This is a genomic window from Kitasatospora sp. MAA19 (genome assembly GCF_029894125.1).
GTDB lineage: Bacteria > Actinomycetota > Actinomycetes > Streptomycetales > Streptomycetaceae > Kitasatospora.
Genome location: NZ_JARXYZ010000035.1, coordinates 56,869 through 78,642, shown reverse-complemented (window position 1 = coordinate 78,642; position 21,774 = coordinate 56,869). Strand labels below are relative to the sequence as shown.

At 68.1% G+C, this 21,774-nt stretch carries 14 protein-coding genes and 1 pseudogene; 10 read left to right on the top strand and 5 right to left on the bottom strand.

Annotated features, from left to right (window positions below; all coding sequences use genetic code 11):
• Positions 1-526: 526 nt before the first annotated feature.
• The 3 genes from P3T27_RS34220 to P3T27_RS34210 are packed head-to-tail and all read left to right on the top strand — an operon-like array spanning position 527 to position 4,780.
• Positions 527-1,243, top strand: a complete 717-nt coding sequence (locus tag P3T27_RS34220; RefSeq protein ID WP_280685177.1) for a hypothetical protein — start codon at positions 527-529, stop codon at positions 1,241-1,243.
• 28 nt (positions 1,244-1,271) lie between these two features.
• Entirely contained in the window at positions 1,272-1,877 is a 606-nt protein-coding gene (locus P3T27_RS34215; protein WP_280685176.1) for a hypothetical protein, read from the top strand.
• Positions 1,874-4,780: a CHAT domain-containing protein gene (locus P3T27_RS34210; protein ID WP_280685175.1), complete on the top strand. Its 2,907-nt coding sequence runs from the start codon at positions 1,874-1,876 to the stop codon at positions 4,778-4,780. The genes P3T27_RS34215 and P3T27_RS34210 overlap by 4 nt, the downstream gene beginning before the upstream one ends.
• 192 nt (positions 4,781-4,972) lie before the next feature.
• Here the strand turns inward: P3T27_RS34210 and P3T27_RS34205 are convergent.
• Together P3T27_RS34205 and P3T27_RS34200 are read right to left on the bottom strand one after the other, a co-directional pair.
• Positions 4,973-5,976: pseudogene (locus P3T27_RS34205) on the bottom strand (IS5 family transposase).
• Between the two features lie 264 nt (positions 5,977-6,240).
• Positions 6,241-7,356, bottom strand: a complete 1,116-nt coding sequence (locus P3T27_RS34200) for an IS701 family transposase (RefSeq protein ID WP_280685180.1) — start codon at positions 7,354-7,356, stop codon at positions 6,241-6,243.
• Between the two features lie 278 nt (positions 7,357-7,634).
• Here P3T27_RS34200 and P3T27_RS34195 point away from each other — a divergent pair, with 278 nt between their 5' ends.
• From P3T27_RS34195 to P3T27_RS34180, 4 genes are read left to right on the top strand one after another with little or no spacing between them, the layout of a single operon-like run.
• Complete coding sequence (locus tag P3T27_RS34195; protein ID WP_280685174.1) at positions 7,635-8,375, top strand: TnsA-like heteromeric transposase endonuclease subunit; 741 nt, start codon at positions 7,635-7,637, stop codon at positions 8,373-8,375.
• Complete coding sequence (locus P3T27_RS34190; RefSeq protein ID WP_280685173.1) at positions 8,372-10,495, top strand: helix-turn-helix domain-containing protein; 2,124 nt, start codon at positions 8,372-8,374, stop codon at positions 10,493-10,495. Before P3T27_RS34195 ends, P3T27_RS34190 begins: the two co-directional genes overlap by 4 nt.
• Entirely contained in the window at positions 10,492-11,622 is a 1,131-nt protein-coding gene (locus P3T27_RS34185; RefSeq protein ID WP_280685172.1) for an AAA family ATPase, read from the top strand. Before P3T27_RS34190 ends, P3T27_RS34185 begins: the two co-directional genes overlap by 4 nt.
• The gene (locus tag P3T27_RS34180; RefSeq protein ID WP_280685171.1) at positions 11,619-13,943 is read left to right on the top strand and encodes a TniQ family protein; all 2,325 of its coding nucleotides are present in this window, start codon (positions 11,619-11,621) and stop codon (positions 13,941-13,943) included. The genes P3T27_RS34185 and P3T27_RS34180 overlap by 4 nt, the downstream gene beginning before the upstream one ends.
• 7 nt (positions 13,944-13,950) lie before the next feature.
• Here the strand turns inward: P3T27_RS34180 and P3T27_RS34175 are convergent, their stop codons facing one another.
• Both P3T27_RS34175 and P3T27_RS34170 read right to left on the bottom strand, forming a co-directional pair.
• The gene (locus P3T27_RS34175; RefSeq protein WP_280685170.1) at positions 13,951-15,762 is read right to left on the bottom strand and encodes a hypothetical protein; all 1,812 of its coding nucleotides are present in this window, start codon (positions 15,760-15,762) and stop codon (positions 13,951-13,953) included.
• Positions 15,759-16,472, bottom strand: coding sequence for a hypothetical protein (locus P3T27_RS34170; protein WP_280685169.1), 714 nt, complete (start codon positions 16,470-16,472; stop codon positions 15,759-15,761). Before P3T27_RS34170 ends, P3T27_RS34175 begins: the two co-directional genes overlap by 4 nt.
• 183 nt (positions 16,473-16,655) lie before the next feature.
• Between P3T27_RS34170 and P3T27_RS34165 the strand changes: the two genes are divergently transcribed.
• Positions 16,656-17,192, top strand: a complete 537-nt coding sequence (locus tag P3T27_RS34165; protein WP_280685168.1) for a hypothetical protein — start codon at positions 16,656-16,658, stop codon at positions 17,190-17,192.
• A 226-nt stretch (positions 17,193-17,418) separates the two neighbouring features.
• The gene (locus tag P3T27_RS34160; RefSeq protein ID WP_280685167.1) at positions 17,419-17,958 is read left to right on the top strand and encodes a helix-turn-helix transcriptional regulator; all 540 of its coding nucleotides are present in this window, start codon (positions 17,419-17,421) and stop codon (positions 17,956-17,958) included.
• A 319-nt stretch (positions 17,959-18,277) separates the two neighbouring features.
• Here the strand turns inward: P3T27_RS34160 and P3T27_RS34155 are convergent, their stop codons facing one another.
• Positions 18,278-19,177 (bottom strand): polysaccharide deacetylase family protein, encoded by a 900-nt coding sequence (locus P3T27_RS34155; RefSeq protein ID WP_280685166.1) that lies wholly within the window; start codon positions 19,175-19,177, stop codon positions 18,278-18,280.
• Positions 19,178-19,767: 590 nt separating this feature from the next.
• Between P3T27_RS34155 and P3T27_RS34150 the strand changes: the two genes are divergently transcribed.
• The gene (locus P3T27_RS34150) at positions 19,768-21,324 is read left to right on the top strand and encodes an RICIN domain-containing protein (RefSeq protein ID WP_280685165.1); all 1,557 of its coding nucleotides are present in this window, start codon (positions 19,768-19,770) and stop codon (positions 21,322-21,324) included.
• Positions 21,325-21,774 lie beyond the last annotated feature (450 nt).

Here is a 21,774-nt window from a genome sequence, read left to right as displayed (position 1 = left end):
ACATCACCCACCCCCCGGCCAGCACGTCAGTTCATCGAACGATCACACGAACGAGCGATCCCCAACCATGAGTAAAGGGACTTAACGTCCTCTGAGTAGCACTTATGACGCGGTGCTGAGAATCCCAGCTTGGAAGGGCCACGAGGACCCTGTCGTGCTGACGTATCTGGCAGGTGCGAAGTTCCACGGTTCTCCTGGCGGATTGGGGTCGATTTCTGGTTCAATCCGAACGAGGAGACAGAGTTGCTTCTCTGGGGGGTGTGCATGGCTCCGTCGTGTGATCCGGCTCGTGTGAGCCGATGAGCGAGCCGTCAACGCCGATCGCCCGAGGGGCTCGGGCTCTTCTCACTCTCGCTGAACATCCCGGAACGCCGCGCGTGCGTTGCCCGCGACTGGGAGTGGACAGTCTCCCAACGTCGGAAGTCTTCCGACGCTACTTCGCGTCGGATCCGGTGTTTCCGTCATCAAGCATCCACGTCCGCGCCGGGACGTACCAGGCGTGGTCTGATCAGTGAGAAGAGTAAGCATGACAGCGAACCTCCCGCCCGCAGACCTAGCCGCCAGCGCCCTGGCCCGCGCTTGGGCGACCGGCGATCGCAGGGGAGAGGCACGGGCCCTGTGCGACTTGGGTACGGCGCTGATGGAGGTCGGCCGGACGAGCGAAGGCAGGTACCTGTGCCGCCGAGCCGTAGGTCTCGCCGAACAGCTTGGCGAGCGGGAGGTCGAGGACGCGGCCCTGAGCACGCTCGGCTACAGCCTCGCCCAGCTCGAGGAGCTCGGGGAGCGGTGGCGCGCCGTCTTGTTGGAGGGCGGCGACGAGACCGAGTACTTCCCGAGTCTGGCGGCTGCACGTTCTGACGAGTCCTACCGGACGGGCCGACACCCCGATGACGCCTTTCGGATCACCGAGTCCGCGGTCGTCGTACTCGCCTCCGGATTCGTCGCTGTGAAGTTCCTCGGGCCGTTTGTGGAAGCCTTTGCCACAAAGTTGGGCGAACGGTTGGGCGAGTCGGCAGTGGCCGCCGCCGGACGGCTACGACTGCTGTGGAACCACAGGGACGGCCGCAGGGACCTGGATGTGCTCACGCCCGGTTCACAGCGGACGACCTTGGTTCTTCCCGAGGACTTCGACGACGCCGCGCGGCTGGGGGCCATCGAGCTGGATATCAGCGCGGACGGCATACGGGGAGCAGAACTGCACTGGGACGCCGCGACCGAGACGTGGATTCCGGCGAACACCTGATCGGACGGCATGGAGACAGGAGTTCCCGATGCGTAAGTGCGACAGCTGCAACGCAGAGACCGAACGAGCCCACAGCTACTGTCTGACGACCGCGAAAGTAGTGCTGTCGGAGGCGTACTGGCGTAACCAGTTCCGATTCGCGACCGACATCGTGCGTCAGTTCGGCGGCGCCGAATGGGCTCTGGCCGTTTTCTCCGCGCTGATCAGCCAGGTCGCAGGCAGTGCCACCCCCTGGTTCATCTGTGAGGACTGCAGCGAGCTTTTCGCCTTCGACCGTGCCGCAGCGCGTGAGCATGCCCTGCGCGGCACCTTGCCGGGGGGTTCGGGTGCGGTCGACCCCGAAGAGTGCGTACAGTTTGCTGCAGCCGCGTGGGAGTACGTCTTCGGGCGCTGGCCGGCCAACGTCCAGCAGCCGACGGTCGGCGACACCTGTGACTTCTGCGCGAAGAAGATCTACCGGGGGGAGGTTGCCGGCCAGATCGAGGTGGGGATGACCGAGCGGTACCTGGCGTCCGGTGTCCTGGACAGCCCGCCACTATGCCCGCCTCGCGAGGGCCGGGGCAGCTGGCTCTCCTGCATGGTCTGCATGAACCGCGTCGTGGCCAGGGCGAGCCGCGCGGAGGGTGGTCGGTGAGCTCCGACCTGGCTCGCTCCGAAGAACTGTTCGAGCAGGGCAAGAGCCTGTTCTTTCACGGGCAGTACGCCCGCGCAGCGCAGTTGCTGGCTACCGCAGCCGAGCTGAGCCCGACCTCGGTCGGCTGCCAGTTCATGCTCGGCGCCAGCAGGCTCAACAGCAACGACATCACCGGTGCGCTGTATCCGCTGGCGCTGTGCGTGTACTTCGAGCCTGGCCACGGCAGCGGCCGGTTCGCCCTCGGTATGACCCTGCGCTACCTCGGTCAGCCGGAGCAGGCGGCCGTCCATCTTGCGTACGCGGCGTATCTGGGAAACCCGCAGGCCCCGGCCACGCTGACGCAACTCGGCCTGGCGCACTGCCCGGACTGCGGCGGCCCGGTCACTTCGGAGACTGCCCGCTGCGACATCTGCGCCGGCATCCCCCGACCTATCAGCCCGCCTCGCCCGCGCACATGGTCATGGACCCACCTGCGGGCCGACGACTTCCGCTCGCGACTTTCCCTGCCATGCGAACAAGTGGCCCACGTCGCTCGAGGACACCTGGACCGCTACGTCCAACAAGGCGATCCCCACAACATCGACGACGCCATCACCTACCTTGAGCTTGCTGCCGCGGCCGCTCCGTATGTCGAACGCCCCCTCCGGCTCACCGAACTTGGTAGCGCCTATCGCCAGCGCTCCGCCTGCCATGGCTTGTCCGCAGATCTCGATCACGCAGTTGACTGCCACGAGCAAGCCCTCGACCTGGCCGACGCCAACGCCGCCGAGCGGGTGATGATCCTCGTCAATCTCGGCCTGGCTTACGGGGCCCGAAACGAGTTCAGCGCGGTCGCCACCGACCTGAAGCGGGCGATCGAGTGCCTGGAGAAGGCGATGGATACCCCGACCCAGGACCCGGATCAACGCCTGGCCGCCATGGCGAATGCCGGGCTGTTCTACCAGCGCCGTTTCCAGTCCGACAGCGATTCAGTCGACCTTGACCGCTCGATCGAGCTGCAGATCTCTGTCGTCGACGCAACCCCTCCCGACCATCCCCGCTACGCCGGGCGTATGGCCAATCTCGCGGTTGCCTGTGCGGCACGATATGAGAAGGACGGCCGGAGGGCCGACCTGGACCGGGCCCTGGACTTGGCCGACCGGGCTGTCGCCGCGACCCCCGGCGACAGCCCGGCACTGCCGATCCGGCTGTCCGTTCGCGGCGACGCCCGGTTACACCGTTACCTGACCGATCGGGGGAGCGGCGAACTCGACCGCGCGATCAAGGATCTGCGGCAGGCCTTGGATGCCACGCCCGACGGTCACCCACAGGTAGCCCCTGTAGTTGCCCAGCTCGCCAGAGCGCACCTCGTCCCCGGCGCGCAGGCCTTGGCACCAGACCGGCAGACGCTGGAGGCGTGGGAGGCTCGGCTGGAGTCGGCGCGCGGCGCCTCGCCGAGCGGACGAGCCCTGGCCGGACGCAACCTGGGCACCCTCGCCAACGCCTGCGGGCAGTACGACCTGGCCGCGCGGGTGCTGGACGTCGCTGTCAAGCTGATGCCCGCCGTACCGTTGCGCGGAACAAGCTGGACCGACCGGGAACGCCGGTTCGGCGAGCACCGTGGTCTGGTCAGCCAGGCATTCGCCGCACACTGCGCTCTCCTCGATCCACTCCGAGCCGTTCAGCAGGCCGAACTGGGCCGCGGCATGCAACTGGCGACCGTACTCGACGCGCACGACGACCTCACCGACCTGGACCGTGAACTCCCGCAGCTGGCTCGTCCGTTCCGGCAGGTTCGCAAGGAGCTGGCCGGTTCGTCGGCGTCCCAGTCCGTCTTCTGGGACCGCTACGGGGACCTGGTCGCGCGAATACGGGAACATCCCGGATTCACCCGGTTCCTGATGACACCTCGGGTGGAGGAGCTGCGGCGGGCAGCGGCCGGCGGGACGGTCGTCCTGGTCAACTGCGGCCGGGATCGGGCCGACGCCATCCTGATCAGATCCGAAGGAGACCTCCAGCAGGTGCCGCTGCCCGGGCTGTCTTCCAGCGACGTCGAGGCCCAGGCCGAGTCGATGGTCGACTCTGCGCACACCGGGAGAGGCGACCGCATGATGGCGGATCGGCTCGCCTGGCTGTGGGACACGGTCGTACGACCGGTAGGGGATGCCTTCCCATCAGGCAACACCCCGCATCGGGTCTGGTGGCTCCCGATCGGGCTGCTCGGTCTGTTCCCACTGCATGCCGCCGGACATCCCGGCCGTCCCGGCGCACTGGATGCGTTCGTCTCGTCCTACACCCCGACGCTGCGGATCCTCGCGCATGCCCACGACCGCCCCTCGGAGGCAGCGCGGCGGCAGCTGACCGTGGCCTTGTCGAACACGTCAGGCCTGCCCGGCCTGCCAGGCGCCCTTGCCGAAGCCCTCGACCTGCACCGCCGCCATCCCGATCAGCTGCCGCTGCTCAACCAGGACGCCACCATCGGACAGGTTGCCGCCGGATTGTCCACCGCCACCTGGGCGCACTTCGCCTGCCACGCGCTGGCCGACTACAGTGCCCCCTCGAACGGCGGGCTGTGCCTGACCGATGGCGTACTAACGATCCCCGAGATTAGCCGCCTGACCCTGGCCGACACCCAACTCGCCTACCTGTCGGCATGCTCCACCGGGTACCGGAACCTGGAACACGTCGATGAATCGCTCAACCTTGCATCTGCCTTCCAGCTGGCCGGGTTCCGTCACGTCATCGCAAGCCTATGGCCGTTGAACGACAGCTTCGGCGCGGTAGTGTCCCGCACGTTCTACGGCGAGCTGTCCGGTGCTGCCGACGACTCGCCCAGAGCTCTGCACCAGACGACGCTCGAGCTGCGCCGCCAGTACCCCGACCGACCCGACCTGTGGGCCTCCCTGATCCACAGCGGTCCATGAGTCAGGTTTGGGTGTGGATCTTGACCTGGAGCGTTGTGGCAAACCGGTCTATAGCTCGATGAGCTGTGGTTTTCGTTTCTGTGGGGTGCGGGATCGGCATTAGGAGGTCAGCCCGCCGGCGAGCAGTCGCGAGGTCGCGGACCTTGGGGACGGTCCAGTCCAGGGTCTGCTAGGGCCTGTGTGATGTTGTGATCAACCGGTGGTCGGCAGCAGCTCGCCGATCCAGATCATCGAGGCGCGAAGGTGGAGGCCGGCGAGGTAGCTCTCGGGGGTCTTGTCGAACCGGGTGGCGATGCCTCGCCAGGCCTTCAGCTTGTTGATCAGGCGCTCGACGGTGTTCCGCTCCTTGTAGAGCTCGGTGTCGTGGCTGACGGGCCTGCCGCCCTTGCTGCCCTTCTTCTTCCGGTTGGCGGCCTGGTCCTTCTTCTCCGGGATGACCGCCTTGATATGCCGATTGCGCAGGTGGGCGCGGTTGCCGCGGGACGAGTAGGCCTTGTCCCCGGCGACCGCGTCGGGCCGGGTGCGGGGACGGCCGACCGGCCCGCGGACCCGTACCTTCTTCAGCACGGGGATGAACTGCGGGCTGTCGGCGGCCTGCCCCTCGGTCAGGACGAACGCCAGCGGGCGGCACTTGCGCTCGCCGGCGACGTGGACCTTGCTCGTCTGTCCGCCTCTGGAGCGTCCGAGCAGGGCGGCTTTCAGCCGGAGCTTGCGTCGGCGCCGGATCCGTCGCCGCTCTTCCCGTTCCGGGTCGTCTGCGACGTCTTGCCCGTCTTGTCCTTCCGGGCCGCCCCCTTTTGCCGGGCCTTCTGCGCCTCGTCGGCGGCTTTCTCCAAGGCGGCCAGAGCGTCGGGCTCCAGACGCATCCCGGCGGCGTCGTGGTGGGCGCGGACAGTGGTGGAGTCCACGCTGACCAGGGACAAATCCACCTCACCGCGCTTCGCGGCCTCCGCGATCAGCCCCTCCAGCAGGGCTTCGAAGACGCCGGCGTCCCTCCAGACCCGGAAGCGACCGTAGACGGTCGGCCAGGGACCGAACTCGGAGGGCATCTCCCGCCACTGGGCGCCGGAGCGGAACCGCCAGATCACTCCCTCGAGCTGATCCCGCAGCCTCCCGGGGTACGGGCCGTACTCGCCGATCGGCAAGTACGGCTCGATGAACTTCCACTGGCCGTCGGTGAGTTGCCTACGCGTCACACACAGCGTCCTACCGGATTCCGCCTTCGGGTGGGCACGGAACCGCAATATTGATCACGACATCACACAGGCCCTAGTACTGCAATCACAGTTATGGGGTGTGGCCTCGGCGCTTGTAGTGGCTGAGGCGGGCACGGGTCTGACTGAGGCGTCTCCACCATGACCAGCGCAGATGATGCGCGGGAGTGAGGCAACGGGGCTGAAGGACCAGGCCTATGAGGCGGCGGATCTCCGCAACGGACAGGGGTATCAGGGTGGTTTGTCCTAATCGACAGCCCCCTTTTCCAGCTCCTCGGCACGGATCGCGGTCAGCGCGGCGAGGGCGGCCATGGCCAGGGTGATGTGCCGGTACCAGGCGTCGTAGCGGCGGACCTGGTAGTGGTCCAGGCCGCACTCGTTCTTCGCGACCTGGAACGACTCCTCGATCGCCCACCTGGCCGCGGCGACCTTGACCAGATCCTTCAGGCGGGTGGTGACGGGGCCGTAGCACACGTAGTGGGCGATCTCGGTCGGGTCGCTGACCGAACGGCGGGCCAGCACCCAGTGCCCGACGCCGTCCTCCCACACAGGGCGGATCGCCACCCGGGCCCAGTCGTAGATCCGCTCGCCGTGGGAGCCCTTGCCGCCGGACAGGCGCTTCCAGGCCTGCCGCGGCAGGCCGGCGACCAGCTCGTCGACCCGGACCTCACGCCACCCGGTCGTGATCACCGTGTCGTTGACCCTGGTGGCCAGCACATACCCGACACCGCGTTGCTCCAGCCACACGCGCAGGTGCTTGACCTGGCCATACGCCTCGTCCGCCGTCACCCACGCGAACGGCACCCGGGCGTCGATCGCACGCTGCAGCATCCACCGGAAGTGCTCGTTCTTCGTCGCGAACGGCACCTCATCAGGCACGCCGGCCGCCCGGCAGCGCTCACGGTCGTCCGTCCACGATGCCGGCAGGTACAGCTCCCGGTCGATCAACGCGCGGCCCTTGGCCGAGGCGTAAGCCAGGAACGTGCCGATCTGAGAGTTTTCTATCCCGCCCGCCGTCCCGGTGTACTGCCGCTGCACACCCGCCGACCGCGAGCCCTTCTTCAGGAACCCGGTGTCGTCGCCGATCAGGATGCCGTCCTTGGCACCGATGGTCTCCACGACGAAGTCCCGCACGTCGTCGCGGACACCGTCCGCATCCCAGTCCGCCTCGCCCAGCAGCCGCTGCATCCCGATCGGATGCCCCTCGCCCGCCCGCTCCGCCAGCGTCCACCCGTTCTTCCGCTCCAGCGGCGCAATCAACCCCGCCATATACGCCAGGGCCCGCGCACGCGGCTCCGACCTGGAAAAACGCCCAGCGAACCGCTCATGCAGCCCAGACAGCGTCTCCTGCCAGGCCCCGATCTGCCCCACCCCAAGATCCACAGACACGACAGAACACAACCACAGTCACTGGCAGAACTCGCAACTGCCCCACCAGTAACTGTGATTGCAGTACTAGCACTTATGACGCGGTGCTGAGATTCCCAGCTCGGAGTGATCACCCTTTCGGGTGATCGAGAATGCGTGTTGTCGTTCGTACCCCAGTGCCCGTGTAACTGTCCTGCGGTCAAGGTCAGTTGCGCAGGAGCTGGGGGTGGACGGTGGATGTAGAGGTGTGTGTTCGGCTTGCTGAGGATGAGGTGTCTGAGGGCCTCGCCTGGGAGTCGGTGCCGTTGGAGATGCTGTATGCGGCTGAGCCGTGGCGGACGTTCCGCTGGTACCTGGGGCAGAAGCATTACTCGGGTACGTACTGGTCGAGTACGCAGTCGGATCACGTGATCTACGAGTCGCGGCTGGAGCTCGCGCGGCTGCTCTACGCCGACTTCGAGCCCGATGTGACCGCGATTGTGGCCCAGCCCTTCTTGCTGAGAGCCGATGTGGACGGTGCGCTGCGTCGGCACATCCCGGACTACCTGCTGGCCACCGGCAAGGGCCCGCTGGTGGTGGACGTCAAGCCGAGGCATCGGGCGGCCAAGCCGGAGCACGCGTTCACCTTCGCCTGGACCCGGGAGGCGGTGGAGTCGAAGGGCTGGCGTTATGAGGTGTGGAGCGAACCGTCGGACATCGAGCTGGCCAATATCCGGTTCCTCGCGGGCTACCGCCGCGACTGGTTGTTCGTCCACCGCCTGATTGTGGAGGGATGCGACCGGGCGGTGGGCGAGGAGCCACCGCGGGATCGGCTGTTCGATCCGGCCATCCTCGACGAAGTACGCGACCGGGTCGTGGACGGGGAGACGTTGGGGGAGGCGTTCGCCTGTCTGCCCGGCCATCCGGTTCCGCTGGTGCGGGCCGCGGTGTTGCACCTGCTCTGGAAACAGAAGTGGCTGACCGACCTGGGCGTTCCGCTCAGTGCCCGCAGCGTGCTGAGGGGCACGTCATGAGCCGGGCCGGGGTGCGCGTGGGAGTGGGGACCCGCTTCTCCTACGACGGCGAGGTCGTCGAGGTGGTGGAGTTCGCCAGCACGCAGGCCGGCGGTGAGGTGGTCCTCAAGGACGGCAGGGGACGGCTGCTGCGGCTGGCCGTCAAGGAACTGCTGCTGTCCGACCGCGCCCGCATCATCCCGGACGGTCCAGGTCCTGCCTCCGACGACCCGCAGGATGTGGCTGCGGTGGTGCTGGACCAGCTGGACGACGCTGAGCGCGAGCGGGTGCTGGAGCGGGCCGCGCATGTGAGGGAGGTGCTCACCGGGTTCCGCAGTGGCAGCGAGGAGCTGGCGGCGGTGGGGGAGCCCCGCGCCGCCTACACGACGGGTGAGCCGTTGGAGAGCCGGTACGCGGCGAAGGCGGCCGAGCTCGGAGTGGCCGCGCGCACGGTCAAGCGGTGGGTCGCGGCCTTCCGCCGGGACGGCGAGGCGGGACTGGTGCCTGCCCGCAGCGGGCCGCGTTCCGGGCACCGGGATGCGGAGCCGTGGGCGGAGGCGGCGCTGGAGGTGATGGTCGAGCACACGGGCCAGTCCAAGCCGTCACGCAAGATGGTCATCGAGCGGGCCCGGGCCCGGTTGCTGGCCAGGGGATTCGCGGAGGAGGACCTGCCCAGCCGGGCGACGGCCTACCGGCTCCTGGAAGACCTGGAGCGGCGTCATCCGACCTTCCGGCTGAGCACGAAGCGGAACCGGGACATCGCCTCCCGGCCCGGCGGGGTCTACGGGAAACTGCGGCCGACCAGGCCGGGGGAGTACCTGCTGATGGACACCACCCGTCTGGATGTGTTCGCCCTGGATCCGGTCACGCTGCAGTGGCTGCAGGCGGAGCTCACGGTCGCGATGGACTGGTACACCCGCTGCATCTGCGGGATCAGGATCACGCCGGTGTCGACGAAGGCCGTCGACGCCAGCGTCGCCCTCTACCAGGCGTTCCGGCCCCGGCCGGCGGGGCCGGACTGGCCGGCGCATGCCGTCTGGCCCGAACACGGCATCCCGCGGTCGGTCCTGGTGGAGGCCACGGCGCTTGAAGGGCCGATGCGAGGGGCGGCGTCGCCCGCGCTGGTGCCGGAGACAGTGCTGGTCGACCACGGCAAGGTGTTCGTCTCGGAGCATCTGACCAGCGTCTGCCGCCGACTGGGGATCTCGGTGCAGCCCGCTCGGCTGCGGACGGGCCGGGACAAGGGACCGATCGAGAGGTTCTTCCGGACCCTGCGCGAGGACCTGCTGCAGGCCCTGCCCGGCTACAAGGGGCCCGATCTGCATTCTCGCGGGGAGAGTCCCGAGGGGGAGGCGTTCTTCTTCCTCCACGAACTTGAGGCGATCATCCGTGAGTGGGTGGCCTGCGTGTATCACCACCGACCGCACACCAGTCTGGTCGATCCGGGGGTGCCGGGGCTGCGGATGTCGCCGGCGGCGATGTTCGAGCACGGGCTGGCGAGGGCCGGCTACATCGAGGTCCCGCGCGATCCGGACCTTGCGTTTGAGTTCCTGCGGGTGGAACGGCGGAAGATCCAGCACTACGGCATTGACCTCGGTGCGCGCCGCTACAACGGTGCCGCCTTGGACCCCTACCGCGGTCTGCTCAGTGGCGAGCGGGACGGCAAGTGGCCGATCGCGGTGAACCCGGACGACATCGGCTCGGTCTACTTCCGCGATCCCGCCGACCGCAGGTGGCATGCGCTGGCCTGGGAGCACGCGCCGGGGCGGGAGATGCCGGTGAGCGAGGAGGCGCTTGAATTCGCTCGCCGCTTGGCCGCGGCCCGTGACCGGTTTCCGGACGACAAGGCCGCGGTCCGTGACCTGTTCGAGCGGTGGAACCTCGGCTTGGGCATCACGCGGGGCGAGCGCCGGATGGCGCTGCGGCTCGCCCGGGAACAGGCGGCCCTGGACCTGCCCGAGCCCGAGGAGAGCGTCGCCATGCTGCCGAGCGTGAGGCGCCTGATGGCGGACGCGGCAGAACCGCAACTCGCGTCGGAGGCCGCCCAGGAGACGGGCGACGACGACTTGGCTGACGACGCCGAGCTTGTCGAGTTGGAAGACGACAGCGACTTCTACGTCGATGCCTTGGAGGACGTGTGAACAGCGAAAACGCCTGGACGCCGGGAGACTCCCACCGTCTGGACGCGCTGACGCTTTCACGCAAGGAGGGCTGGGCTGCGTTCGCGGAAGCCGAAGCGCGCTTGCAGCCCGAACCGCTGCCGCGCAGCGAGTACTTGGCGCTGGGCGAGCGGGCGCGGGCCGAGTACGACCGGGCCCGGCGGATCTGGCACGCGAACCTCGGGCCTTTGCGGACACCGCAGTTGGCCGAGTTGCACGAGGACTTGTGGGACATCGTCGACAGTAACCAGCAGGACGGTGACAAGGCGAAGGGCGCCGTTGCGGTGGACGCCTTCCCGGGGCTGGGCAAGACGACCGCAGTGCTGGCCTTCGCCCGGGACTTCCACCGTCGGGAGATCGACGAGGGCGGCGCGTTCACCGCCGGCGGGCACGAGCGGCTCCCCGTCTGCCGGGTGGGCTTGACCGGGAACACCGGGATGAAGGACTTCAACCGGGCGATGCTGGAGTTCTTCGGGCACCCCGGCCGCACTACTGGAACCACGGCGCAGTTCGCCCAGCGAGCTCTGGACTGTGTGCTCTCCTGCGATGTGAAGCTGCTGGTAGTCGACGACCTGCACTTCCTGCGCTGGCGGGCGACCGGTGGTGTCGAGGTGAGCAACCACTTCAAGTACATCGCGAACGAGTTCCCGGTCACCTTGCTGTTCGTCGGCGTCGGCCTGGCCAAGCGCGGACTGTTCGCGGAGGGCGAGTCCTACGACAACGCGGTCCTGGCTCAGACGGGCCGGCGCACGACCCGTCTGGACATGGGGTCCTTCGAACTCAAGACCGACCGGGGCCGTAGCGAGTGGCGGCAACTGCTGCTGGCCCTGGAGAAGCGCCTGGTGCTCAGCGGCAAGTACCGGGGAATGCTGGCCGACGACCTGTTCGACTACCTGTTCATCCGCTCCAGCGGGCACATCGGCTCGCTGATGACCCTCATCAATCGCGGCTGCCAGCGAGCCGTCCGCACCGGTGCCGAGCGTTTGGATGAAGATCTGCTGGGCCGCGTCAAGATCGACCAGGCGGCCCACCTGGCCCAGGACGACGTGCGCAACCTTCTGAAGGGGCAGCGGTCGCGACGGTCTGTTCGCAAGGCGGTTCTCGGGTGACGCTTGCGCGGACCCTGCCGATCCGCCTCGCCCCGCACCCGGGCGAGGCGCTCGACTCCTGGTGGGAAGCGGTCGCCCACCGGCTGGGAACCACCACCGGGGATGTCCTGGCCTCGGTCGGGTTACTGCACCGCGGCCCGTCCGGGCCGGTGGACTCGGGCATTCTCGGCCGTCTGGTCACCCTCCTTGATGCGGACCAGGCGGCGGTCCTCGCCTGGTCCGTCGGCGCCACTCAGGCGCAGGTGCACGCCATGACCTTGGCCCGTTACGACCAGCGGGTCCACGTGGTCGACCCCAAGCGTCGCCGGGTCGAGGCGAGGCATGTCTGGGGACGGGCCCGCGGTTCCCGCTACTGCCCGGCCTGCCTGGCCGAGAGTGGCGGCAGATGGCTGCTGAGCTGGAGGCTCGGCTGGTCCTTCGCCTGCCTCGACCACCACCTGCTGCTGGTCGACGCATGCCCGCGCTGCCGCCGCACGCCGCGGCACTTCCCGGCGACTACCCGGCACGCGCTCGCTCCGGGCCGCTGCCACAGCCCGGCGGAGGGTGACTTGCAGCGCGCGCGTTGCGGCCAGCCGTTCGAGGAGGTTCCCACTGTCGAGCTCACCGCACGGGGATCCACGATTGAAGCCCAGGAGCTCATCGAGAAGGCGATCTCGTCCGGGCAGGCCGACTTCGGTGTCTACCAGGACAATCCCCAGGCCAGTCTTGCGCTGTTCGGTGATCTTCGGGCGCTGGCCTCGATCCTCCTACGCCGTGTCCCTGAACGGCTGACGGGATTCGTCCCGCCGGAGATCCTGACGTTGCATCAGCAGCCCTTGCCGCAGAGGCGGCGGTCCTTCGACCCCGCCGAGGTCACCAGCCCGGGCCGTCTCGCCCCACAGCGGGCCGCGACGGTCGCCCTCGCCGTCAGCGCGGCCTTGCACATCCTCGAGCAAGGCGATGCCCACCGGGCCGGAGCCGCTCTTCGTCACCTGACCAGCGACGCCGACGGCAGTGTTCCGCTCAAGGTCGCGGACCAGTGGCGCCACACCAGCCCGATATTCGACGCGATCCGCCTCGCGACGCTGGCACCGCGCTTCAAGTACACTGACCAGCTGCGTTACCGCACCGCGGACCGGCTGCCACGCAGGCCCGGCCCCGCAGCGGCAAAGCGGGTCATCGAGCGGGCCGGCAAGACCCCGACGCAGCTCTGGCCGGCCTGGTCCGCGCGGCTGAGTCCCCTGACCGGGACCCTCTCGCGCACGATCCGCCCGGCCCTCTCGTGTTACCTCGTGCTCATCGGCGGCGCGGGAGACTTCACCACAGCGGCCCGGCTCCTTCGAGCGCCCGCGGAAGTCAGGCTGGGCCCCCACATGGCGTCCCGGCTCACGAAGCAGGGGCACTGGAAGGCCATCAGCCTTGGCCTGTCCGTGCTGGCGGACTATCTCGACCAGGAGGGATCACCGATCGACTACGAGCGCCGCCGCGCGATCGACTACCGGGACCTGCTGCCCTTGGACGTCTGGGCACAGCTCTGCCGGGACATCGGATTCGACGCCGGCGGCGTGCGGCGGCACCAGTTCGCCCGAGCGCTGCTGTTCGAACGGCTCAGCGGACTCCCGGCAACCCTCGCCCCGACCACCTACGCGCCCAGCACCTGGGAGCTGCGGACCATGCTGCGGACCTTCGAAACGGATCTCACCCCCGCGCTGGTGAGTCAACTCGAAGGACAAGCAGTCGAGTTCCTCACCCGCCAAGGAATCCACAGCGAACCGCCTTCCTGGCAACCTCCGACGGACATCATCCGCGATCTTGAGTTGCCCGGGTGCGACCTGCGGGACCTCGACCTCGACCTCCTCCACCGGCTCATCAGGGGCGATTGCCTGACGACTGCCCAAGCAGCCCGCCGCCTGGGCGTCAGCCATGACGCTGTCCGGTTCGTCCTACAGGAGCAGCCGGCCCCTCCTGGGGAAGGGAAGGGCGCGAAGTGGGAAAGAGGAGCGACCCTTCGCCGGGCTCGCGCAGCTCTCCCCAGGGACAAGTTCGCACGCTTCTTCCTCGATGAGTACCGCTCGCTCAAGTGGATCGCGGAGCACGCTGACGTAACCGTCGGCGCCATCAAGGTTCTGGTCCGCGACTACGGAATGAAGCGCGACGGGAAAGCGACCCGCTGGCGTCAGATCGACCTCGACTGGCTCCGCGCTCAGCGGGCCGCCGGACGCTCTTGCAGCGACATCGCCAAGGAGACGGGCTTCTCCGACGGGATGATCAGCTACCTGGCCCGGCGGCACGATCTGCCCGGCCGACGCCCCCGTGGAGGCGGCAGCCTTTCGGCGAACTGACGTCCAATCAGTAGGTCGCGCCGGGGAGACTCGGGTCGGCCGGCTCAGCCTTGCCCGCCGGGTCGAATCGGCGCCAACCCGTCTCGCCTGTGGTCCTCAGCTGCGGCGACGTAAACACGCCGGAGAGTTGGCCGCACTTCCAGTCCACCTGGAGGCGCCAGGTGATGTCCCACGACCGGGTCCGCGCCACCAGCGTGAACAGCCCCTTCGCGCCGCGCGGTAGTGTTCCGCGCGACCGGACGTCGAGATCGGAGCCGTCAGCGGTCCGGACGGTCGGCGGCTCCTCATCGAGGTCGACGTCGAAGTGCACATCAAGCGGGCCCGGCCGGCAGAGCATCGAGTCGGCGATCGTCATCGGTTTCCGGGCCTCGACCACAGTCCGCAGTGCCACGATGGCGACCTCGCTGTGCTGCGGTGCCTCGATGACCACTTCTACAGCGTGCGTGCGGGCTGGAATGACCTGCGGCGCTGGCCCTGTCTGGGTGCCCGGGGCGTTCGTCAACGCGGATGCGAACCTCGACGTCATCCGGCATGCGACTGGTGATGTGCCGGACGCCGTCCACTCCGCGACGGGCAAGCGTATCGGCCCACCGAAGGTGTGGACGTCTCCGATGGCAGCGATCACGCTCAGATCACCCAGCCCACCACTCTTCATCCCGCGCTGGGTCTGTATCACCAGGGGCATACGCTCATCGGCCTTCTGGTACTCCGGCGATCCCGGGGAAACCAGTTCCAGGACCAGACAGCTCAACTCATGGGCCCGGTCGTACTCGGCCGACCGACGCGAGTCTCCGTACCGGGCCCAGTAGCAGTCCGCCAGGTCGTTCATCAGCCCTGGCCGGGACGGATGCGAGGCGGGAATCCGCTCCAGGCACCATTCGCCGAAGTCGATGGCCTCGTCGAAGTGGCCCATGTCCTGGTCGCGGGTGTACTCCCAGTGGAGGACCCAGATGATCATGCCTGCCACAGCACCCAGCCGGTCGTCCTCACCGCCCTCCTGTTCCTCCAGGGCGCGAAGCTGGCCGAGCCGTTCGAGCGCTTCGCGCCGCAGGCTGTCCTCCGGGGCCTCGTAGTGGACTTGGAGCAGGGCCAGGGCGAGCTCGGCCAGGTCACCGACGGAAGCGGTGTCGACCTGGTCTGCGAGCCTTTGCCAGTAGATGATCCCTTTTCGGATCAGGTCGGGATTCCTCTGCCGCGAACCGAGTGTGTGCCAGCCGTCCGCCGCGGCCCGCAGCACGAACGCCGGTGCCGGGCCTTCGTCGTACCAGACCGCGGCCTGCTCGGCGGCCTCTGCCATGGCGAGGATGTCCGGTTCAGCCTGGGTGATCTGCGCCTTCCAGCTCGAGGCGATCGAGAGTTCCTGAAGGACGATGGCTTGCTCGCCCAGGCGGGCGAGGAGCTGACGGTTCAGGGCGATGAACCAGTCTGCGTCTTCGAGCACGGTGGGATCGAGGGCGCCGTGCACCGTCCGGAGGACCAGGTCTGTGCGTTCTCGGAACTCCTCGTTTCCGTCGGCGGACCTGGATCGAAGGAACGCTTCGATCATCAGACGGTAGGCATCGGCGAGTGCCTCGCGGCCACCGAGCCGCTCATGGATGGCGAGGTCGAACGCGGCTATCTCAGACAGGCACGCGGGGACTGCCGAAGGGTTTTCCCGGGCAGCGAGGTCGAGCGCCTGGCGTAGGCAGTGATCCGCTGTGTCACCGTCATCCTCCGCGCCCTCCCGCCGGTATCTCTCGGCGGCCTCGATCCCCGTGCGGAGAAGCTCCGTGAGATCAGCCCCCTCCTCCCGTTCCGGCTCGGCAGGCAACGGCGTCACGCTCCCCGGGGAAGGCCGGCGGTCCGGAAGGGATCGCTGTCAACGCCGGCCGCGCCGATGATCATTTCGCCGGTGCCTCCATCCGGCCCGATCCAGTGCAATGTGAGGCGCCATTGCACGTCATGGCCGACGGTGTGGGCGCGGATCGACAGGACCTCGGGATCGGTCGACGTGATCTTGAACGGGAAGTCCCAGGCCCCGCTCGGCTTGAGTTTTGGCCGCCTCTTGTCCAGCCGCAGGTCGAAGGGGCGGACGTCGATCACGCCCTGGCGCGGCATCCGCGCTGCACCAGGATCGATCACCTGGCGGGACACTATCTCCGGGACCGCGTTCGACAGCACCACCGCCCCGGCCGACGAAGTCTGCACAGTGACCCGCACGACGTGGCCGCTCTCCGGAACCAGATCGGTTGTTCCCCGCTCAGAGTCGGGGATCACGATGTAGTCGGTCGCCACCGTCTCGACGGACGCGGTCAACAGCGAAGGCGAGCGCCGCACGTGATCCGCTGCCTTCACCAGCAGATTCGTCGCAACTGTGGTCCCGGCGGCCACGACTACGCCGCCCGCCCACACCGCGACGCTGCTCGTTGTCAGCACTGCTGTAGTGACTACCGCCAAGCCTGCACCGATGCCCCCTGCGCGCACCAGATTTCGGCGCCGCATCATCGACGAGCCCAACATGGCCTCCCTGTCGTAGATATGACGAATCATTACATCGGCAGCCGTGATGGGCTACAGCTGAGAAGCCCGCGTCGGGGACGCGTCCAATCAGAGGCGGCACCTGTTTGAGGCAAACCAGCAGACCCCGTTACAACGAAGGTTGATGGTATGGCCTCCGGTCGGCTACCTTAGACCATGCGACCCCGTTAAGGGTGGGTCTCTCAAGGAGGCGCGATGATTCAGATCACTCTGGGCAAGAAGCAGGTTCGCGACCCAAACGTTGACGCCCTTGGGCGGTCGCAGATCGGCTGGACAGACGGGCTGTCTGGCTGGCAGCTCTTCGAGATTGCCCGCGGCGTGTGGGTGATGCCTGGGGAACGCGTCGAACAGGAACGCTTCGCCGTCGTCAGCGGGGGTGGGATCATCCGGCAGGCCATCGAGATCGACCGAGTCGTCGATGTTCCTGGCGGGCGACGCGCCTTCGAAGGCCGCTTCCTCGGTCCCGGGCACCCGGTTCACGACCTCTACGTTGGTCAGCCCGCTCCCAAGGGTCCCCAGCAGAACCCCATCACCTACTTCAACTCTCCTCTGGACAATCGGGAGTGCAACTGCGGATGCGGCAAGCCGATCAGTCGCGGGGACTTCCTCCCTGGTCACGACCAGCGGGCCATCCATGAGCGCATCGCCCAAGTCGGCACCGTGATGGACTTCATCACCTGGTTCGATCAGACCTGGATCCCGGGCCAGGGCGAGCGAAGCGAAGCGGCATGAGGAAATGTCATCGACCTGAGACGGCTCCCGTGGGACAGGGCATGAGACACGAGCAAGAGCAGCAGGTCAGCGCAGTGCGAGATGACGGTGGTGGTCGGAACCTACACGGCCTGGTGTCCGCCGACGAGTAGCCGACTTCTCCGCGCGGCCCGCCGGCATCCGGCCGGCGGGCCGCCCACCACGCGACGCCGTCCCGGCCGGGACGGCAGCAAGGACCTGATGCCCCGTGGGGGAGATCGACGAGGGCCTGGAGCGCGCTGAGCGCACCCGCCCGATCCCGCAGTCCACCGTCGCCCGGATGCGCTTCCTGCTCAAGGGCGCCAAGGGCTCTACCAAGCAGCTCGCCGCCGACCTCGGTGTCAGCCAGCGCATCGTGCAACGCTGGCTCAAGGGCCAGGGCACCCCGAAGCCGGCCGCCGCCAAGGCCATCGAGACCAAGGTCCGTGCCGCCTGGCAGCCGCGGGTGCGGGCGCGGGTGCGCCGCGACGCCGAGAAGAACGGCTTCACCCTGCACATGCAGGCCTCGTTCGGCTACAGCGCGGCGGCCGGCTCCACCGACGACCCCCGCCGGCGCCCAATCATGCAGAAGATGCCCGGCGAGGTCGCCCAGTGCCTCTACGCCGCTCGTGACGCCGGAGCCAGCCAGGCCGAGCAGGAGAAGATCCTCGCCGAGGCCCTTGGCGAGCACTACTTCCGACAGGGCGGCCGCGCCCGGGGCCTGGACGTCGAGCTGAACGACATCGCCTGGATGGACCTGGAGCTGTAGGACCACCTCTCCGGCGGCCCCGTGTCGCCGAAATGTGGCTGAGCGTTTCAGTTGGCGGATGAGTGCTGGAGTTGGCGGGTGAGCTTTCCGGTTGGCGCTGTGGGGGCGGGCGCTGGTGTCCTGTCGCACTGCGCCTGTCGGATTCTCACTGCTTCTCGTTCGTGCTGGCGGATTCTCATTGCGTCGCGTGCTGAGCCGCGACGGTTACCCCGTACGTGGGGTTTGATCTTGTCCTGTCGCACCCCGGTTGGCTGGTTCTCAATCGGTCTCATCCGTGTTGGCGGATTCTCGTCTCGGCTCCGGGAGGCGCGCTGCCGATCTATTCGGTTGCGCTGATCCGCGACCAGGCGTGCTGGACGGTTCTGTAGTCGATCACGACGATGCCCTCCTGCTGGAGGAGTTCGCGGGCCTGTGGCGAGGTGAGGAACTCGTAGTCGCTGCAGCGCACGCGCCAGCCAGTGTCAACCGCCTGCGATTCCTCGCCGCCGAGACTGGGATGCACCGCCCACTCGTTGAGACCGGGCGGCAGGTCGCTCAGCAACTGGGCGTAGTGGGCCGCCTTGCCGTCGATGTCGAGGGAGAAGCTGTCCAGGAAGTCGTTGTCGATGACCGGAAGGCCCCGTTGCCGCATCCTCCGGCGCCCGGGCGCGAGCCAGACCCGCACAGCCAGGCCGTACTCCGCGGCCAGCGCCACGGTCAGGTCGAGGATGTCATCGCTGCCGCCGTCTGCCAGACAGTGGAAATCCAGGTGGGTCGGCGTGAGTCCCGCGTCGGCCACGGCGTTGACCTGCGCGCGGAGCTCAAGCTCGACCTCATCGAGCCGGGCCCGGACGAGGAGTTCGGACCGCCCGGCGGGTGTGGGCATGAACAGTTCGCCCGCATCGTCGAGCAACGAGGGCACCTTGGCCTTCGGGGCCAGCGGCCCCCACCGGTGCTGGGTCGTCTCGCAGACCAACGTGAGATGGATCCCGAACGGGATCTCCGGCCGTTGACGGAGAAGCCGCATGGCGTCGGGCGCCGAGGGGCATGGCACCATCAGGCTGCACGATGTGGCAATTCCCGCCTCGATCGAGTCGACCACCGCGGCGTTGATGGCGGGAGACATCCCGAGGTCGTCGCAGTTGACGATGAGCACCCGGGCATCAGGAGGGAACCCCAGCAGCTCACTCGACTGAACCGAGGACACAGCGGCCGCAGGCTCGAAGGCATGTCCATCCATGCCCGCAGTGTGAACCTTCGTCAGGGAGTTGCGCACGTGAGTAAAACAGCGCGCGAGGAAGCCTGGGCGTTCTCGACACGCAGCACGTCCTCTGCCGGCGGCTTCTGTCCCTGCCGCGAACGCGTCCTCCGTGAAAGCCATGTCGTTTGAGAACGCCAAGCGTCGGCGTTCTCAGGCGATATGGCGGTCCTCCAGGTCGCCGGTCCGCTACCCGCCAGATGCACTGCGACAGGACAGCTGGCCTCTGTCGTACGGCGGGGAGCTCGCCGATGACCGCTGCTCCGCGATCGTCGAGGCCCACATCGCTCGCCTCGCCGGGTCACTCCTCTTCCCTGGCCAACGCACACCATGAGCAGCCGCCTGCGCGGGACGAGTCGTCGCGTTCCGTACAGGGCGCGGAGACGGTGGCAAGGGCGTGTGGCGAACAGTTCGCAACCGCAGTGATTCTGTCGGACTACCGGCTTGTGTACGTGCTTCCGAGCGCTCTTACCCCGTCGGGCGCTCCGCACTGATTCTGGTTGCCGGCCAGGTCGCCGGTGAACGGTGGCCCTCGGCCTCCCCTGCGAGCGTGTTCCTACGAGAGGAAACCTGTGGCCATCGGAATCCGGCTGCCCCGCGGCTTCGCCGTCCTGGGCGCAGCCCTGCTCGCCGCCGCCGCCGTTCCGCTGACGGCGTCCAGCGCCGCGGCGGTGTCCCCCATCTGCCTGAGCGGCAAGCTCCAGTACGACTACCAGTCGGCCGAAGCCGGCACGGGCAAGCCCACGCTGACCAAGCCGGTCCGCAACGCGAACGTCCAGCTGTGGGGCATGGAGAAGTCCACCGACACCCCGCGCCAGCTCACCGCCGACTACCAGTACACCGGCGTCGACGACGGCGGCTTCAACCTCTGCTACACGCCCACCTCCACCACCTCGATGAGCAGCATGTGGGTGCGGTTCAGCACCGAGAGCACCAGGCTGTGGAAGGTCAGTGACGGCAACGGCACCCTGTACACCGTGAACTCGCCGACCTTGACCAATGTCGCCGCCAGTACCTCCCTCGGCACGCTCAAGCCGTCCGCCGGCACCGCCCGGGCCTGGCACGCCTTCGACACCGTCAACCTCCTGTGGTGGAACCGCAACAACCTCACCAGCGACTGCTGGTCCTCCCACGAGGCGAACAGCAACGCCTGCACCGAACTCAACATCCAGTGGACCGCCAACTCGGTCGACGGCCCGTACTACGACCTGGCCAACACCGTGCACCTCTCCGCCGCCGACCCCGACTCCGAGCACACCGTGCTCCACGAGGCCGGCCACTTCCTCATGCAGCGTCTGTACAACGGATGGTGGCCGAACGTCGCCAACTGCAACCCGCACTACATCGACAAGGCCAGCTCCGGCAGCTGCGCCTGGGTGGAAGGCTTCGCCGACTCCACCGCCGCCTACCTCCTCGGCGACTACCGCTACGTCTGGCCCGACGGCGGCAGCTACGCCTTCACCTACACCACCGGCTGGCACACCGGGGACCAGGTCCAGGGCAACGTGGACGGTTCGCTGCTCGACCTGTGGAAGAACGTCGACGGCGGCTGGAACGGCACCATCGCGCTGATGACCGCGCACACCCAGTCCACCTTCGCGGACTACTTCAAGGCCGGTCGGCCCGCTGCCAACCCCCCGCTCTCCACCACCGGAAGCGCGCTCACCTACCTGGCCGCCCACGCCATCAACTACGGCCCCACGATCGTGAGTGACGGCCGAACTCACGTCCTCACCAACGGCGGCGGCCTGGCCCTGGAACGTGCCGACCAGTGCGGCGCCTCCGGCAGCTCCCCCGCCATCCTCACCACCTACGACTCCACGCGCGCCAAGCAGCGGTGGACGCTGAGGGCATACCCGAACGGCACCGTGAAGCTCATCGACGGCTGCCCGGACGCCCTCGTGCTGACCGCGCCCACCACCGCCGGCGCCCAGGCGACCCTGCGGGCCGTCAACTCCTCCAACCCGTGGCAGGACTGGCAGGTCACCCAGAACGGCAGCGGCACCTACACGATCACCAACCCGGCGACCGGATACTCCCTCGACAGCGCCTCCGTCACCATCGGCGCCGCCGTCACCGCCAACCCGGCCGGTAACGCCAACACCCAGAACTGGGCCGCCCTCACCTGACACCCGGCAGTGCGTCGGCGCTCCCGCAGCCCCCGGCCGCGGGAGCGCCCCTCACCCGCCAGCACACGAACCCGCCGTGGCAACGAACCTCCACCATGATGACCCCCAGCGCCCTGACCATGACCTCAGCACGGATGCGGACAGACTCCTTCCCAGGCCCTCAACGGCCAGGTCCTCGTCGACCCAAGGTGCGCCCACCGGCCAGACCCGCGCCCAGTCGAGGCCGGCCTCGAACCACACGTCCGAGACGGACCAGATCATGCCGAGCTGCTCCAGCGTGTCGATCCGGTGTCGCGCCAGTTCGCTGCTACTGGGCCTGGGGCCAGGTCGACGCCGACGGCCACCAGGAGCACGACGGCCAGGGTGGCGGAGTGGTCACCGTGCTGATGGTCGGTCCGCACCTGTAGGCGTGCCGACCGGCTGGCCGTGATCGGTCCGCACCGGACGCTG

Excerpts from the sequence above, each read along its gene's own strand:
- P3T27_RS34155 (WP_280685166.1), bottom strand. The coding sequence starts at position 19,177 with ATGGATGGACATGCCTTCGAGCCTGCGGCCGCTGTGTCCTCGGTTCAG.
- P3T27_RS34220 (WP_280685177.1), top strand. The coding sequence starts at position 527 with ATGACAGCGAACCTCCCGCCCGCAGACCTAGCCGCCAGCGCCCTGGCC.
- P3T27_RS34215 (WP_280685176.1), top strand. The coding sequence starts at position 1,272 with ATGCGTAAGTGCGACAGCTGCAACGCAGAGACCGAACGAGCCCACAGC.
- P3T27_RS34165 (WP_280685168.1), top strand. The coding sequence starts at position 16,656 with ATGATTCAGATCACTCTGGGCAAGAAGCAGGTTCGCGACCCAAACGTT.
- P3T27_RS34170 (WP_280685169.1), bottom strand. The coding sequence starts at position 16,472 with ATGATTCGTCATATCTACGACAGGGAGGCCATGTTGGGCTCGTCGATG.
- P3T27_RS34190 (WP_280685173.1), top strand. The coding sequence starts at position 8,372 with ATGAGCCGGGCCGGGGTGCGCGTGGGAGTGGGGACCCGCTTCTCCTAC.